The 14914-nt window shown below is 67.2% G+C and carries 13 protein-coding genes; 9 read left to right on the forward strand and 4 right to left on the reverse strand.

All coding sequences use genetic code 11. The annotated features are described in order from the left end of the window. The first annotated feature begins 58 nt into the window (after positions 1-58). The 3 genes from BMZ43_RS08430 to BMZ43_RS08440 all read left to right on the forward strand — a co-directional run bounded on the left by BMZ43_RS08430 (position 59) and on the right by BMZ43_RS08440 (position 3903). Positions 59-1078, forward strand: a complete 1020-nt coding sequence (locus BMZ43_RS08430; RefSeq protein ID WP_017642294.1) for a ligase-associated DNA damage response exonuclease — start codon at positions 59-61, stop codon at positions 1076-1078. Continuing rightward, positions 1075-2796, forward strand: coding sequence for an ATP-dependent DNA ligase (locus BMZ43_RS08435; RefSeq protein WP_093252391.1), 1722 nt, complete (start codon positions 1075-1077; stop codon positions 2794-2796). Before BMZ43_RS08430 ends, BMZ43_RS08435 begins: the two co-directional genes overlap by 4 nt. A gap of 72 nt (positions 2797-2868) precedes the next feature. Beyond that, positions 2869-3903 carry an FUSC family protein gene (locus BMZ43_RS08440; protein ID WP_256562896.1) on the forward strand — a complete coding sequence of 345 codons (1035 nt, stop codon included), beginning with the start codon at positions 2869-2871 and terminating at the stop codon, positions 3901-3903. On the opposite strand, the gene BMZ43_RS08445 is transcribed toward BMZ43_RS08440, so the two are convergent. Continuing rightward, on the reverse strand, positions 3843-4328 hold the full coding sequence (locus BMZ43_RS08445) for a hypothetical protein (RefSeq protein ID WP_017642292.1): 486 nt from the start codon (positions 4326-4328) through the stop codon (positions 3843-3845). The two genes, BMZ43_RS08440 and BMZ43_RS08445, sit on opposite strands and share 61 nt — an antisense overlap. A 3-nt stretch (positions 4329-4331) precedes the next feature. Beyond that, positions 4332-4472 carry a hypothetical protein gene (locus BMZ43_RS26480; RefSeq protein WP_017642291.1) on the reverse strand — a complete coding sequence of 47 codons (141 nt, stop codon included), beginning with the start codon at positions 4470-4472 and terminating at the stop codon, positions 4332-4334. A 351-nt stretch (positions 4473-4823) separates the two neighbouring features. Here BMZ43_RS26480 and BMZ43_RS08450 point away from each other — a divergent pair, with 351 nt between their 5' ends. The 5 genes from BMZ43_RS08450 to BMZ43_RS08470 all read left to right on the forward strand — a co-directional run bounded on the left by BMZ43_RS08450 (position 4824) and on the right by BMZ43_RS08470 (position 9102). Continuing rightward, positions 4824-5603 carry a transporter substrate-binding domain-containing protein gene (locus BMZ43_RS08450; protein ID WP_093252397.1) on the forward strand — a complete coding sequence of 260 codons (780 nt, stop codon included), beginning with the start codon at positions 4824-4826 and terminating at the stop codon, positions 5601-5603. Positions 5604-5705: 102 nt separating this feature from the next. Continuing rightward, positions 5706-6446, forward strand: coding sequence for an ABC transporter permease (locus BMZ43_RS08455; RefSeq protein ID WP_007158911.1), 741 nt, complete (start codon positions 5706-5708; stop codon positions 6444-6446). Beyond that, positions 6443-7153, forward strand: coding sequence for an ABC transporter permease (locus BMZ43_RS08460; RefSeq protein ID WP_007158912.1), 711 nt, complete (start codon positions 6443-6445; stop codon positions 7151-7153). The genes BMZ43_RS08455 and BMZ43_RS08460 overlap by 4 nt, the downstream gene beginning before the upstream one ends. A gap of 37 nt (positions 7154-7190) precedes the next feature. Continuing rightward, positions 7191-8303, forward strand: a complete 1113-nt coding sequence (locus BMZ43_RS08465; protein ID WP_017642289.1) for a succinylglutamate desuccinylase/aspartoacylase family protein — start codon at positions 7191-7193, stop codon at positions 8301-8303. A 34-nt stretch (positions 8304-8337) separates the two neighbouring features. Beyond that, complete coding sequence (locus tag BMZ43_RS08470; protein ID WP_017642288.1) at positions 8338-9102, forward strand: ABC transporter ATP-binding protein; 765 nt, start codon at positions 8338-8340, stop codon at positions 9100-9102. An 82-nt stretch (positions 9103-9184) separates the two neighbouring features. On the opposite strand, the gene BMZ43_RS26860 is transcribed toward BMZ43_RS08470, so the two are convergent. Then, the gene (locus BMZ43_RS26860) at positions 9185-9316 is read right to left on the reverse strand and encodes a hypothetical protein (RefSeq protein WP_256204554.1); all 132 of its coding nucleotides are present in this window, start codon (positions 9314-9316) and stop codon (positions 9185-9187) included. 465 nt (positions 9317-9781) lie between these two features. Here BMZ43_RS26860 and BMZ43_RS08475 point away from each other — a divergent pair, with 465 nt between their 5' ends. Next, positions 9782-10507: a TorF family putative porin gene (locus tag BMZ43_RS08475; protein ID WP_026083989.1), complete on the forward strand. Its 726-nt coding sequence runs from the start codon at positions 9782-9784 to the stop codon at positions 10505-10507. 16 nt (positions 10508-10523) lie between these two features. On the opposite strand, the gene BMZ43_RS08480 is transcribed toward BMZ43_RS08475, so the two are convergent. Next, complete coding sequence (locus BMZ43_RS08480; protein ID WP_093252400.1) at positions 10524-14867, reverse strand: DEAD/DEAH box helicase; 4344 nt, start codon at positions 14865-14867, stop codon at positions 10524-10526. Positions 14868-14914: the final 47 nt, after the last annotated feature.

Below are 14914 nucleotides of genomic sequence, written 5' to 3' on the forward strand. Positions count from 1 at the left end.
GCGAACTCCGGAGCCCAGCCGCCGTTCCTATGGGTAATCCCCCAGCAGAGCGGCGCCCATGGACCTCGTCATCGCCCGCCCGGACGGCCTCTATTGCCCGCCCGGCGACTTCTACATCGATCCCTGGCATCCGGTGGAGCGCTCGGTCATCACCCATGGCCACGGCGACCATGCCCGGGTAGGCAACGGTCACTATCTCGCCACATCGGGCAGTGCCGGCATCCTGCGCGCCCGACTGGGGGCCGACATCAACCTCCAGACCCTGGAATACGGCGAGGTCATCGACCACCACGGGGTCAGGCTGAGCTTCCATCCGGCCGGCCATGTGCTGGGCTCGGCGCAGGTGCGCCTGGAGTATCGCGGGGAGGTCTGGGTGGCCTCGGGCGACTACAAGGTCGAACCCGATGGCACCTGCACCCCCTTCGAGCCGGTGCGCTGCCATACCTTCATCACCGAATCCACCTTTGGCCTGCCGATCTATCGCTGGCGACCCCAGGCCGAGATCTTTGCCGAGGTCAACCAATGGTGGCGCGCCAACCAGGCCCAGGGGCTGGCCAGCGTCCTCTACAGCTATGCCTTCGGCAAGGCGCAACGCCTGCTGCACGGCCTGGATCCGGAGATCGGCCCCATCCTCGCCCATGGCGCGGTGGAGCCGCTCAACCGGGTCTATCGCGAGGCCGGCATCCGCATTCCCGAGACCCACTACGCCGGCGACTTCAAGAAGAGCGATCCCACGTTGCGCCAGGCGCTGATCATCGCCCCGCCCTCGGCCGGGGGCAGTACCTGGATCCGCCGCTTCGGCGAGCACAGCGACGCCTTCGCCAGCGGCTGGATGATGCTGCGCGGCACCCGCCGCCGGCGCGGGGTGGATCGCGGCTTCGTGCTCTCCGACCATGCCGACTGGCCGGGCCTGCTGTGGGCCATCGAGCAGACCGGCGCCGAGCGCGTGATGGTCACCCATGGCTCGGTCGCCACCCTGGTGCGCTACCTGCGCGACCAGGGCCTGGACGCCCAGGGCTTCACCACCGAATACGGTGAGGAAGACGACACCCCAGTCGCCACGGAGGCCCAGGCATGAAGGCCTTCGCCGAACTCTATGGCCGTCTCGACGCCACCACCTCCAGCAACGCCAAGCTGGCCGCCCTGGTGGACTACTTCGGCAGCGCCCCGGCCGCGGATGCCGCCTGGGCGGTGTACTTCCTCGCCGGCGGCCGCCCCCGGCGCCTGGTGCCAACGCGCCAGCTGCGCGAGCTGACCATGGCGCTCTCCGGCCTGCCCGAATGGCTGTTCGAGGAGAGCTACCAGGCGGTCGGCGACCTGGCCGAGACCATGGCACTGCTTATCCCCACCGCCGATGCCGCCAATGCCGAAGGCTTGGCCTTCTGGCTGGAGGAATACCTGCTCCCCCTGCGCGGGCTGCCGCCGGAAGAGCTGGCCGAGCGCCTGCCGCCGCTCTGGGGCGAGCTGGATCGCCAGAGTCTGATGGTCTGCATCAAGCTGATCACCGGCGAATTCCGCGTCGGTGTCTCCAAGCTGCTGGTGACCCGCGCCCTGGCCACCCTGGCGGACCTGGATCCCAAGCGCGTCGCCCAGCGCCTGGTGGGCTATACCGATCTCTCCCATCGCCCCACCGCCGAGGGCTATGCCCGACTGGTCGCTCCGGAAAGCCCGGATGAGCATGCCCAGCGGGGTGGTCAACCCTATCCGTTCTTTCTCGCCCACGCCCTGCAACTGCCGGTGGAGCAGTTCGAGGCGCAACTGGGCCCGGCCGAAGACTGGCAGGTGGAATGGAAGTGGGACGGTATCCGCGCCCAGTTGGTCAAGCGCGACGGTCGCCTGTGGATCTGGTCGCGGGGCGAAGACCTGGTCACCGATCGCTTTCCCGAACTGCATCCCCTCGCGGAATCGCTGCCCGACGGTACCGTCATCGACGGCGAGATCGTGGTCTGGAAGGAAGACGCCGCCCCCGACACCCTGCTCAGCAGTGAGGAGGTCAGCGAGCACCAGGATGACCAGGATCCGGCCGCGCCCATCCCCTTCGGCGTGCAGCCCTTCGCCCTGCTGCAGCAACGCATCGGCCGCAAGACCCTGGGCAAGAAGATCCTCGAAGACGTACCGGTCATCCTGCTCGCCTACGACCTGCTCGAATGGCAGGGCCACGACCTGCGCAGCCAGCCGCAACGTCAGCGCCGCGCCGAGCTGGAACGGGTGGTGGCGCGCTGTGCCAGTCCGCTGCTGCGCCCCTCGCCGCTGCTGCACGGCAAAGACTGGCAGGATCTCGCCCGCCAGCGCGAGGCCTCACGCACCCTGGGGGTCGAAGGCATGATGCTCAAGGCCCAGGATTCGCTCTATGGCGTCGGTCGTACCAAGGACATGGGCACCTGGTGGAAATGGAAGGTCGATCCCTTCTCGGTGGATGCGGTGCTCATCTATGCCCAGCGCGGCCATGGGCGGCGTGCCAGTCTCTATTCCGACTACACCTTCGCCGTCTGGGACGGTCCGCCGGAGAGCAGCGAACGTACCCTAGTGCCCTTCGCCAAGGCCTATTCGGGGCTTACCGACGAGGAGATGCGCAAGGTGGATGCCATCGTCCGCCGCACCACGGTGGAGAAGTTCGGCCCGGTACGCAGTGTCGAGCCGACCCTAGTGTTCGAGCTGGGTTTCGAGGGCATCGCCCTGTCCAAGCGCCACAAGAGCGGCGTCGCCGTGCGCTTTCCGCGGATGCTGCGCTGGCGCCACGACAAGCCGGTGGCCGAAGCCGATACCCTCGACATCCTGCAGCAGCTGCTGGCCTAGCGGATGACCGGCCAGGCACCGCCACCGGTAGCCGATGGTGCCATAGGCGCGCCGCAGGAACCCCGCTGGGCCTTGGCGCTCGCTTGCCTCCCGGCCTTGGCGGCGATCCTGCTTGCCGGCTGGTGGACGGGGACTTGGCTGCCTTGCGTGGTAGCCCTGGGTGGCGCCTATACCGTAGGCTTCGGCGCCTACAAGAGCTTTGCCGCAGAACCCCTGGCGCCCATGCTGGTGGCGGCGCTGGGGATGGCCTTTTCTGCCGTGGTTGGCTCCCTGCTGGGCCATCAGCTGCCGGCGCTGGTCATGGCCGGCGCCCTCTGGGCCGCCTGCTGCGCCTGGCTGTTCGCCGTCGGCAACGGCCCCTGGTGGATCACCCAGCAATGGACGGTGGCCCTGCTGGTGGCCGGCGGCTTTCCCGGTGACCTGCAGCAGGCGCTGCTGCGGGGCGGCCTGGTACTGGGCGGCGGGCTGCTGCAACTGCTGCTCTTCGCCCTGGTGCAAAAGGCGCTCTACCGCTCCCAATGGCGGCTGCGCACCGGCTCCCTGAAGGCCCACCTCCACGAGGTCGTGGTGCTGTTCGCGGACAGGTTTCGCCTTGGCCGCTACGGCTTCTATGCCGCCGCCGTGGTCGCTCTCTGCCAGACCCTGACCGGCCTGCTGGAGTACGGTCACGGCTACTGGGCGCCCATGACCGCGCTGCTGGTGCTCAAGCCGCGCCTGGGCGACACCTGGCGGCGTGGCCTCGGCCGGTTGGTCGGCACCCTAGCCGGCTGCCTGCTGGCAGGCGCGGTGGTCTGGCTCGATGACACCCCTGCCGTCCTGGCCGGCGCCTGCCTGCTGTGCGCGGCGGGCGCCTATCTATTGCAGGACGGGCGCTACTCGCTGCAGACGCTGTTCATCACCGGCACCACGGTCCTGATGGTTGCCCTGGCCGGCGCGCCCGAGGCCAGCATCGCCCGCGAACGGATCGGCAGCACCCTGCTCGGCGGCGCGGTCGCCCTGCTCTTTCTGGCGCTGGAAGCCGGCGTCGAACGAGGACTCGCCCGCCTTCAGCGGCGACGTCGGTTGCGCCAGGCGAACACCAGCAACCCCAGCAAGGCGCCCAGGTAGCTGCCAGCGTGCATCCAGGCCGCCAGCAGGAAACCTCCGCGGTCCTGTACGCAGGCCGGCACCCGCAGGACGCTGCCCAGCTCCACGGCGAGCCAGCCCAGGCCCAGGCCCAGCAGGGCGCAGCCCAGTGCCCCGAGCAGCACGGCCGCGCTGCCGCGCCAGAGATAGCGGTCACCGGCAGGCCGCCCGCGCGCCAGCCAGAGCAGCGCCAGGCCCAGCGGCAGTCCGGCCACCGCACCGGCCTGCAGGCCGACCCTGGCCGCTCGCCAACGCGGCGCCAGCGCCGTGTCGAGCAGGCCGAATTGCGGAAATTTCAGGCAGGTGAAGTAATCTGGACCCAGGCCATAGCTGACCTGATCATGCAGCGCCCCATAGAGCGCGGCCAGGGCGATCAGCGCCAGTAGCCTGCCCAGGCCGCTCGCCACCGGCTAGCCCAGGGCCTTGTGGTAGCTGTGCAGCCCCGTTCCCAACGGTCGCGGCAGAAAGCCGCAGTCTTGCAGACCGTGGCGGTCGTTGATCTCAACCAGGTAGAGCACGCCAGCGGTCATCGCCTTTTCCCGACAGGTCATCTCGCCTCGCTCCCGTTTCCTTTGCACACAGCCGCACGCCGCTATTGCTACCGAGCAGATACGATGTCTTATCGAATCGGGTCTTCTGCTACCTTTCTGCCCACCTTTGGCGCACGCGTATCTTTTTAGACCCAAAGCAGTGCGTTCGTCCGCCCCGGGCAGGAAAGCCGCGCCTTTCCGGTGCATAATGCGCGCCGTTTGGCTGGGTCGGCTGCTACAGGATGTAACCAACGCGGCAACCGCGTACAGATTTGGGACGATCTTCGCCGACTGGTAAGCTTATTGCTCCCGCGAGGGCACGGGCGTCGTACTGGCGCCATGATTTCATCCACATTCGCACTAGGATCCGACATGAAAAAAAGCTGGCTGACTCTCTCTGCGCTCGCCCTGTGTCTGGCCGCCGGTTCGGCGATGGCCAAGGAATGGAAAGAGATCCGCTTCGGTGTGGATACCACCTATCCGCCCTTCGAATCCCAGGCCGTCGATGGCAGCTTCGTCGGCTTCGACATCGAGCTGGGCAACGCCATCTGCGAAAAGCTGGAAGTGAAGTGCAAGTGGGTGGTGAGTGACTTCGACGGCCTGATCCCCGGCCTGCGCGCGCGCAAGTTCGACGGCATCCTGTCCTCGCTGACCAAGACCCCGGCGCGTGCCGAGCAGATCGACTTCTCCGACCTGCTGTGGTCGGGTCCCTCCTCCATGGTCACCAAGGAAGGCGCCAACCTGCAGGCCACCGCGGAAAGCCTGAAGGGCAAGACCGTCGGCGTGCAGCAGGGCACCATCCAGGAAACCTTCGCCAAGCAGAAGCTGGCGCCCAACGGCGTCAACGTCCAGAGCTACCAGAACCAGGATCAGGTCTATGCCGACCTGGTGTCCGGTCGTATCGACGTCGCCATGCAGGACATGCTGCAGGCCGAAGGTGGCTTCATGAAGTCGCCCCAGGGCAAGGGCTACACCAACACCGCCATCCACGACGAGCTGCTGCCGGCCGATACCGCCGTCGGTATCCGCAAGGGCAACGACGAGTTCAAGACCTTCGTCAACAAGGGCATCGCGGCCATCCACGCCGACGGCACCTACGACAAGATCCAGAAGAAGTACTTCGGCGACCTGAACCTCTACGATCCCAAGTAAGGTCGGTTCGGCAGACGCCCCCGGTGCCACCGGGGGCGTTTTACGTATGACCGCTGGCGCTCGTGGCGCCCGCGGCCTCACCAGGCGATTCTCCCAAGACGCATGCAGCAGAATTCCTTCGACTCCTTCTTGCAGTCCATCGGACTGGGCACGCTCAGCCTGCATGGCTACGGCCCGCTGATCCTGGAAGGCACCCTGACGACCCTCAAGCTCGCCGGCTTCGCGCTGATCGTGGCGGTCATCCTCGGCCTGCTCGGCGCCTCGGCCAAGCTGTCGCGCCTCGCGCCCCTGCGCTTCATTGCCCAGAGCTACACCACCCTGATCCGGGGCGTGCCCGATCTGGTGCTGATGCTGCTGATCTTCTACAGCCTGCAGAACTGGCTGGGCGCCCTCACCGACTACATGGGCTGGGATTACATCGACATCGATCCCATGGCCGCCGGTATCGCCACCCTCGGCTTCATCTATGGCGCCTACTTCACCGAGACCTTTCGCGGCGCCATCCTCGCCGTGCCACGCGGCCAGGGCGAAGCGGCCCTGGCCTACGGCCTGACCCGCTGGCAGACCTTCACCCTGATCACCTTTCCGCAGATGATGAGATTCGCCCTGCCCGGCATCGGCAACAACTGGCAGGTGCTGCTCAAGGCCACCGCGCTGGTCTCCATCATCGGCCTGGCCGATCTGGTCCGCGCCTCCCAGGAGGCCGGCAAGGGCACCTTCAAGCTGTTCTACTTCCTGATCGTCGCCGGCGTCATCTATCTGCTCATCACCGCCGTGACCAACGCCATCCTCGGGGCGCTGGAACGGCGCTATCACGTCGGCGTGCGGGAGGCCAAGCGATGATCGAACTCCTGCAGCAATACTGGAAACCGCTGCTGTGGACCGACGGCTACCACATCACCGGCCTGGCCATGACCCTCTGGCTGCTGGTGGCCTCGGTGGTGATCGGCTTCATCGTCTCGGTGCCGCTGTCGGTGGCCCGGGTCTCGGAGCGTCGCTGGCTGCGCTGGCCGATCGGCTTCTACACCTACGTCTTTCGCGGCACCCCGCTCTATCTGCAGCTGCTGATCTGCTACACCGGCATCTACAGCCTGGGCTTCGTGCGCGACCAGCCGATGCTGGGCAGCTTCTTCCGCGACGGCCTGAACTGCACCATCCTGGCCTTCGCCCTGAACACCTGCGCCTACACCACCGAGATCTTTGCCGGGGCCATCCGCAACACCCCCCATGGCGAGGTCGAGGCGGCCAAGGCCTATGGCCTGGACGGCTGGCGCCTCTATGTGCACGTTATCCTGCCCTCGGCGCTGCGCCGTTCGCTGCCGTTCTACAGCAACGAGGTCATCATGATGCTGCACTCCACCACCCTGGCCTTTACCGCCACGGTGCCGGACCTGCTCAAGATCGCCCGCGACGCCAACACCGCCACCTTCCTGACCTTCCAGGCCTTCGGCCTGGCCGCGTTGCTGTACCTGGCGGTGTCCTTCATCCTGATCGGCCTGTTCCGCCTGGCGGAGCGCCGCTGGCTGGCCTTCCTCGGCCCGACCCACTGACCCAAGCGGCCGCGCCCGGCGCGGCCCCGGAGTTGTCATGCGCCATCTCAGCCATCCGCTGGTCGCCCCGGTCCCGGGCACCGAGCGCTGCATCCACAGCTTCCACTTCGGCCCCGCCGACAGCGGTCGCAAGGTCTACATCCAGGCCTCGCTGCATGCCGATGAATTGCCCGGCATGCTCACCGCCTGGCACCTCAAGCAGCGCCTCAAGGCGCTGGAAGCCGCCGGTGAACTCCTGGCGGAAGTGGTGCTGGTGCCGGTAGCCAACCCCATCGGCCAGGACCAGCAGGTCGCCGACGTCCACCTCGGTCGCTACGAGCTGGAGACGGGGCAGAACTTCAATCGCCGCTTCCGCGACATGACCGCCCAAGTAGAGACGGTCATCGCCGAGCGCCTCGGCGATGACGTGGCCGCCAACCAGGCCCTGGTCCGCGCGGCCTTCCGCGAGGCCCTGGCCGCGGAATCCGCCACCACCCAGCTCGACAGTCAGCGCCTGACCCTGCAGCGCCTGGCCTGCGACGCCGAGGTGGTACTCGACCTGCACTGCGACTTCGACGCCGTGGCCCATCTCTACACCACCCCGGAAGCCTGGCCCCAGGTCGAGCCGCTGGCACGCTACTTCGGTTCCGAAGCCAGCCTGCTCGCCACCGATTCGGGCGGCCAGTCCTTCGACGAATGCTTCACCCTGCTCTGGTGGAATCTCCATCAGCGCTTCGGCGAGCGGCTGCCGCTGGGCAGCCTGTCGGTGACCCTGGAACTGCGCGGCCAGCTGGACGTGCGCGACGAACTCGCCGCGGCGGACGCCGAGGCCATCGTCAACTACCTACGTCATCAGGGCTTCCTGAGCGGCGTCGCCGCACCGCTGCCGCCCCTGCTGCAACCGGCCACGCCCCTGGCGGCGGTCGAGCCCGTGGCGAGCGCCCAGGGGGGCGTGCTGGTACTCAAGGCCCAGGTAGGCGAGCGCATCGAGGTCGGTCAGGTGCTGGCGCAGGTCATCGACCCCATCAGCGATCGCATGGAGGAGGTCCGCAGCGCCGTCGCTGGCATCCTCTATGCGCGCTCCAATCGCCGCATGGCCACGGCTGGCATGGTGATCGCCCACGTGGCGGGCACCGAGGCCTATCGCAGCGGCTACCTGCTCTCGCCGTGACCCCTACCCCTTTTCAGCTGTGGAATCCCTATCCATGTACAAACTGACCGTCGAAGGCCTGCACAAGCGTTACGGCGACCACGAAGTGCTCAAGGGCGTCTCGCTCAAGGCCAAGACCGGTGATGTGGTCAGCCTGATCGGCGCCAGTGGCTCGGGCAAGAGCACCTTCCTGCGCTGCATCAACTTCCTCGAGCAGCCCAACGCCGTGACCATGACCCTGGACGGCGAGCCCGTCCGCATGGCCGAGGATCGCGGCGCCGTCCGGGTGGCCGATGCCGCCCAGTTGCAGAATCTACGCACGCGCCTGGCCATGGTCTTCCAGCATTTCAATCTCTGGAGTCACCTGAGCGTGCTGGACAACATCACCCTGGCCCCGCGCAAGGCCCTGGGTGTGGGCAAGGCGGAAGCCGAGGACCGTGCACGCACCTATCTGGAGAAGGTCGGTCTACCGGCACGCGTGGCTGACCAATATCCAGCCTTCCTCTCCGGTGGTCAGCAGCAGCGGGTCGCCATCGCCCGCGCCCTGGCGATGGAACCGGAGATCATGTTGTTCGATGAACCCACCTCGGCGCTCGACCCGGAATTGGTCGGCGAGGTGCTCAAGGTCATTCGTGCCTTGGCGGAAGAAGGCCGCACCATGCTCATGGTGACCCACGAAATGGCCTTCGCCCGCGAGGTGTCTTCCCAGGTGCTGTTCCTGCACCAGGGGGTGGTGGAGGAAGAAGGTCCGCCAAGCGAGGTACTGGCGAGTCCACGGAGCGAACGTCTGCGCCAGTTCCTCAGCGGCAATCTCAAGTAGGCCTCGGGTCCCTGCCTGGGGACCCCGTGCGAACCAGGCGGCGCCAGCCACCCAGGTTCGCACCCGCCGCTGCCGAGGAGGCTTAGCGACGCTGCTGCGCGCGACGCCGTTGGGCAGCCAGCTGCTCGCGCTCGCGGCTGGGAATCGGGATGGCCTTCACCAGGCCGAGTCGGGCGAGCAGGTCCAGCATCAGAGCTTGTATACGGTCGTTCATGGAAACTCCTCGAGCCAGCGCTCAGTCAGGGACAGCTACAGCGGGCAAGGTTTGCTGCCCTCCTCCACAATATTGAGTCTTCACCGACCGATTCAATCCACAGGGCTGCGGTTGTTCGTCGCAACAGGGCTGAGCTTTGTCAGAAAGTATGTCTCTAGGCTGCCTGCCAGAGATGTCAGCTAGCAGACGTCACTGATTGGCCAGATGCCGATTGTTATTGGAACCCATAACAAATCTGTCTGTCTTGATCTGCGTGGCGAGTTTAATCCACCTCTCGAAACCTGACGAATGGTGAAAAAACACTGCCTTCGTTGGTTATCATCCCAGAGTGATAACGGGTTAGCCGCGGTTCCTCATCCAATAACAACGATGTCATCAGGGTGTTCGCACTCCGATGTTTTCCCTGCTTGTTGTTATCTCCATTACTTCTATCAGGCGCGTCACCAGCACGGCGGGAGTGCTTCCATGAACAGATCCTTACCTCTATTTCTCGTCCTCGGACTCCTGGGCAGCCCGGTGATGGCGGCCAGTTGGGGCATGCAGCGCGAGGTGGGGGATTTCGCTCTGAAGATGAGCACGGCGCCGTCCCGCAGCATGGCTCAGGGCCTGGTCGCGCCGAACTCCGCCGGCATGGGCGGCGGCTTCGATCTCACCCATGACAGCGGTCTGTACTTCGGCCAGTGGACGACCAACAACGCCTCGTCCGCAGAAGCGCCCCTGCTGGAGATGGATACCTATGCGGGCTACAAGCATCGCTTCGCGCCCGGCTACGGCTACGAACTGGGTGTGATCAACTACAGCAACCTGATCCAGAACGTCGATCCCAGCCGTGAGCTGTATTCCGGCATGACCGTCTATGGCAAGCGCCTGGGCGCAGCCTTTGCCAATGACCCTGGACGCCAGAACGCCTCGCTCTACGCCGACCTGGGTACCCTGCCGTTGATCAAGACCGGGGTCTCGCTCAAGTACACCAACTATGTGCTGGACATGCCCACCACCCTCGACAGCGGCGGCATGGTACGCAGCTTCAATGACTGGTCGGTGAATCTGAGTCGCAAATGGGTGAACACCCTATTCAACCTGACCTACAGCGGCACCAGCCTGAGAGGCGCCGACTGCTCGGTGTATTCGGGCCACAACACCTATTGCGACAGCGCCCTGATGCTCAAGGCCTCTCACCCCTTCTTCTAAACACCACAGCTGTCCGCTACTGCCGCAATAGACTGCGCCCAAGCCCCACCTGGGGACGTTCCCGCCCCAGTTGCTGCAGGGCCTGCCGCGCCCGCACCTGTTCCCCGGCCTCCAGCTCGACCAGCCAATTGATCTTCGCCCCTACCCGGGTGGCGATGGGTACGCCATCGCGATAGAGCAGGCGATTGCCGGCCACGGCAGGCACCTTGGCGCCCGGCAGCAAGGTGCCGACCAGATTGAGCGGATCCAGCGCCGACACGCATACCCACAGATCCTCCGGCGGCCGCTGGCGCCATTCCCGCAAGGGTGCGATGGCGGCCGGATCGGCGAACTGCTCGCCGGACAAGCCGGCGATGAAGCGACCACCCCGGATCTCGCCACGGGCCTCCAGACGATGGCAGGCGCGCAAGAGATCGCGCCAGGGGGGCAACACCTCGCTCTCACGCTGCAGCAGTTGCCAGCAGAGCACGCCATAGCGGCGCAGCAACAGCCCGACCAGCCGCTCCAGCAGGGCATCCGGCAACCGCTCCTCGGTAGGGGCCTCGGCTAGTCGCAAGGCCGCCCAGCGCCCGGCGTCGTCCATGCCGCCATAAAGAGGCATTCGCCCGCGGCGCAGACCGGTGCGGCTGCCGCGCTTGGCTGCCGGTAGCAACAGGGCGCGCAGACCGGCGAAGCTATCGGCGTTGATCGCGCCCCTACCAACCAGCTCGCCCAGGGCCGTTTCCAGCTCGCTGCGCAACAGGCGCGCCTCGCCGAGCAGCTCATCGAAGAAGGAGGCACCGCGACGCGTGAGCACCTCCAGCACCCGCTGCCCCTTGGGCGACAGGGCCTCGGCCAACGGGCGCGCGGTGAGGCTGTTCCAATCGGCCAGGTGGCGCCGGGGCAGCAGGACGATGGGTGACCCCTTGACCGGGCCGCCGCCACCGCGTCCGGGTTGCGGCAGGCGCAGCCAGACGACCCGACCAGCGCGGCAGAGATCATCGAGGTGGGTAAACTGGTAACCCGGTAGACGACTGGGCAGGACCTCCCCTTCCCAGCCGGCGGCGGCGACCTCGAAGCCCTCCAGCAGGCCGATGACCTGCTCAAGGCCCTCGTTACCTCTCAGGGTCGCCGGACCGGTCAGATGGTGGTGCTCCAACAAGAATCTCAGGTAGTCGGCCAGGGGCACCGGCTCGATGGCCTTGCGCAGTCGCCCCAGGGTATAGCGATGGATCCGCGCCAGGAGATGGCGCTCGCACCACTCCACGGCGCTGCCTGCCTCGGTGAAGCGCCCCTGCAGCACATAGCCTTCGCCCTGCAGGGCCAGCAGGGCCGGCGTGAGACGCGCCGGCAGGAGCCCGAGGCTGGCGGCCAGCTGGTGCTGGTCCACCGGACCGAGGGCGGTCAGGCGCGCGCGCAGGAGTTCCACCAGCGCCCCCTCAGGATCCACCGGCGCCTTGAATCCGGGCGGAGGACTGAGCAGCGGCTCCGTGGGGGTATCGGGAAACAGCACCTGAAAGAGCGGCAGGCGCTCGGCCGCGATCCACAGGGTGAGCTCCGGCAGCCGCAGCCGCCCGGCTCGGCCGGCTTTGACCAGCTGGCGGGCCTGGGTCTGGTGCGGTGCCAACTCGGCCTCGGTGAGAAAGCCGACGCCCAACAGGGCTTCATGCAGGTTGTCGGCACTTTCCAGCCGTGGCCAGGCTTCTTCGCGCACTAGAGCGATCGCGGCGGGATCCAGGGCGCCCAACTCGTCGGGCTCGGCGCCGCCGAAGCGGCGATTCTGCACCGCGAGCGTCCGCCGCTCCTCGACCGGGGCATCGTCCAGATAGGCATAGGGCTTGGCCGTGAGCACCTCGGCGGCCAGTGGTGACGGCCCGGGCAGGTCGCGGGTGAGCAGGGTCAGCTGGCCAGAGGCGATGCGCGCCAGCAGCGCCAGCCAGCCACGGCTGTCGAGGGACTCGTGGAGGCAGTCGTCGAGGGTCTGGCGGACCAGCGGGTGATCAGGTACCTGGCGCTCGCCGGCGAGATTCTCCAGGCAGGCGACCTGGTCGGGAAAGACCGTAGCCAGGAGGTCTTCGCTGCGCATGCGCTGCACCTGGGTCGCCACCTTGCGCCCGGCGCTGAAGCGCGGCAGGGCCAGGGCCGTGGTGGCATTCCAGCGCCAGCGCACGGCGAACAAGGGGGCGTCGAGCAGCGCCTGGATCAGCACGGTTTCGGCGGTGGCCGGATGCAGGTAGCGCCAGACCTCGTCGAGGACGAAGCTGTGGCTCGTCGCCAGCGAGAGGATCAGGGCATTCTCCGTGGCCGCCGCCTGCAGCTCAACATTGAAGTTGCGGCAGAATCGCTTGCGCAGGGCCAGGCCCCAGGCGCGGTTGATGCGGCTGCCGAAGGGCGCATGGATGATCAGCTGCATCCCGCCGGCCTGGTCGAAGAAGCGCTCCATTACCAGGGTCTGTTGGGTCGGCAAGGCGCCCAGCGCCTGGCGCGCCCGACCCAGATAGTCCACCAGTTGACGGGCCGCGCCCTCCTCCAGCGCATAGGCCGCGCCGATGCGGACGATGGCCGGTTCCGGCGGCTCTTCGGCACCGGGCAGCAGCGGTTCGAGCTCCGCCCGCAGCCGCGCCAGGCCTGCAGACAATTCATCGCTACGTCCTGGGGCCTCGCCGTGCCAGAAAGGGATGTTGGGCGGCTGCCCCTGGGCATCCTCCACCCGCACCTTGCTGCCTTCGATCTTGACGATGCGATACGCGGTGTTACCCAGCTGGAAGACGTCGCCCACCAGGCTTTCGAAGGCGAAATCCTCGTTGACGCTGCCGACGGTATGGCCCTGGGGTTCGAGCAGCACACTGAAGTCGCCGCTCTCCGGGATGGTGCCGCCGCTCATCACCGCAGTCGCTTTGCCGCCCCGGCGGCCGCGCAGAAGCCCATTGACCGCATCCCGATGGACGTAGGCCGCCCGCGGACCGCGGCGATCCGTATAGCCCTGGCTAAGCATCTCCACCACGGCTCGGTAGTCGGCTTCGCGCAGATCGGCATAGGGCTCGGCCTGGCGCAGCACGGCCAGCAGGCCGGCTTCGGACCACTCCTGGCAGGCCACCTCGGCCACCAGCTGCTGCGCCAGTACATCCAGCGGCGCCACCGGGATGTGCAGGGTATCCAGGTCACCACGGCGCACGCAGTCGAGCAGCGCCACGCACTCGACCAGGTCGTCCCGCGAGGTGGGAAACAGCCGGCCCTTGGGTAGGCCGCCGACCTGGTGGTTGGCCCGCCCGACCCGTTGCAGAAAGGCGGCGATGGAGCCTGGCGAGCCGATCTGGCAGACCAGATCGACATCGCCGATGTCGATGCCCAGCTCCAGGGAGGCGGTCGCCAGCAGCAGGCGCAATTCGCCGCGCTTGAGGCGCTGTTCGGCGTCCAGTCGCTGTTCCTTGGCCAGGCTGCCGTGGTGGGCGGCGACCTGGGCGTTGCCGAGGCGGTCCGAGAGCAGGCGCGCCATGCGCTCGGCCAGGCGGCGGGTGTTGACGAACACCAGGGTGGTGCGGTGTGCCTCGGCCAGCTCGGCCAGGCGGTCGTAGACCAGCTCCCAGGCCTGGGTGGAGAGCATTGCCTCCAGGGGAATGGGCGGCACCTCCAGGGCCAGATCGCGAGCACGCTGGTGGCCGATGTCGATCACCGTACAGGGCCGGGCCTGCCCCTGGGCATCGCGGCCGACCAGAAAGGCAGCCACCGCGGCCAGCGGCTTCTGGGTGGCGGATAGGCCGATGCGTTGCAGCGGACGCCCGGTGAGGGTCTCCAGTCGCGCCAGGCTTAGGGTCAGGTGACTGCCGCGCTTGACGTCGGCGATGGCATGGATCTCGTCGACGATGACGCCACGCACGCTGGCCAGCATCCGCCGCCCGGAGTCCGAACCCAGCAGCACATAGAGGGATTCTGGGGTGGTGACCAACAGATGCGGCGGCCTCCGGCGCATGGCGGCCCGCTCCTTTTGTGGCGTGTCTCCGGTGCGCACCGCCGTGCGTAACGCCAGGGGCGGTAGGTTTTGCGCCTCCAGCGCCGCGCTGATGCCAGCCAGGGGGTCTTCGAGATTGAGGCGGATGTCGTTGGACAGGGCCTTGAGCGGCGACACATAGAGCCAGAGGCAGGCCTCGGGCAGGCCACCCTCCTGCAATGCCTCCTGCACCAGGCCATCCAGCACCGCAAAGAAGGCGGTCAGGGTCTTGCCCGAACCGGTGGGGGCCGCCACCAGTACCGAGGCGCCGGCGCGAATGGCCGGCCAGGCCTGCAGTTGCGCCTCGGTCGGGGCGGGAAAGCGCGTCGTGAACCAGCTGCGCGGCGCGTCGTGAAAGTCCGCCAGGACGGCGGCAGGCGAGTTCGAGGTCATGCGCTCAATATGGGAGTGGCCACCGGGGGCCACAACCCAAGCCGACC

Origin of the sequence: Pseudomonas sp. Snoq117.2, from assembly GCF_900110545.1 — a bacterium.
In the GTDB taxonomy this organism is placed as follows: domain Bacteria; phylum Pseudomonadota; class Gammaproteobacteria; order Pseudomonadales; family Pseudomonadaceae; genus Chryseomonas; species Chryseomonas benzopyrenica.

Coding starts and splice junctions, on each gene's coding strand:
- BMZ43_RS08430 (WP_017642294.1), top strand. CDS start 59: ATGGACCTCGTCATCGCCCGCCCGGACGGCCTCTATTGCCCGCCCGGC.
- BMZ43_RS08435 (WP_093252391.1), top strand. CDS start 1,075: ATGAAGGCCTTCGCCGAACTCTATGGCCGTCTCGACGCCACCACCTCC.
- BMZ43_RS26480 (WP_017642291.1), bottom strand. CDS start 4,472: ATGACCTGTCGGGAAAAGGCGATGACCGCTGGCGTGCTCTACCTGGTT.
- BMZ43_RS08450 (WP_093252397.1), top strand. CDS start 4,824: ATGAAAAAAAGCTGGCTGACTCTCTCTGCGCTCGCCCTGTGTCTGGCC.
- BMZ43_RS08455 (WP_007158911.1), top strand. CDS start 5,706: ATGCAGCAGAATTCCTTCGACTCCTTCTTGCAGTCCATCGGACTGGGC.
- BMZ43_RS08460 (WP_007158912.1), top strand. CDS start 6,443: ATGATCGAACTCCTGCAGCAATACTGGAAACCGCTGCTGTGGACCGAC.
- BMZ43_RS08465 (WP_017642289.1), top strand. CDS start 7,191: ATGCGCCATCTCAGCCATCCGCTGGTCGCCCCGGTCCCGGGCACCGAG.
- BMZ43_RS08470 (WP_017642288.1), top strand. CDS start 8,338: ATGTACAAACTGACCGTCGAAGGCCTGCACAAGCGTTACGGCGACCAC.
- BMZ43_RS26860 (WP_256204554.1), bottom strand. CDS start 9,316: ATGAACGACCGTATACAAGCTCTGATGCTGGACCTGCTCGCCCGACTC.
- BMZ43_RS08475 (WP_026083989.1), top strand. CDS start 9,782: ATGAACAGATCCTTACCTCTATTTCTCGTCCTCGGACTCCTGGGCAGC.
- BMZ43_RS08480 (WP_093252400.1), bottom strand. CDS start 14,867: ATGACCTCGAACTCGCCTGCCGCCGTCCTGGCGGACTTTCACGACGCG.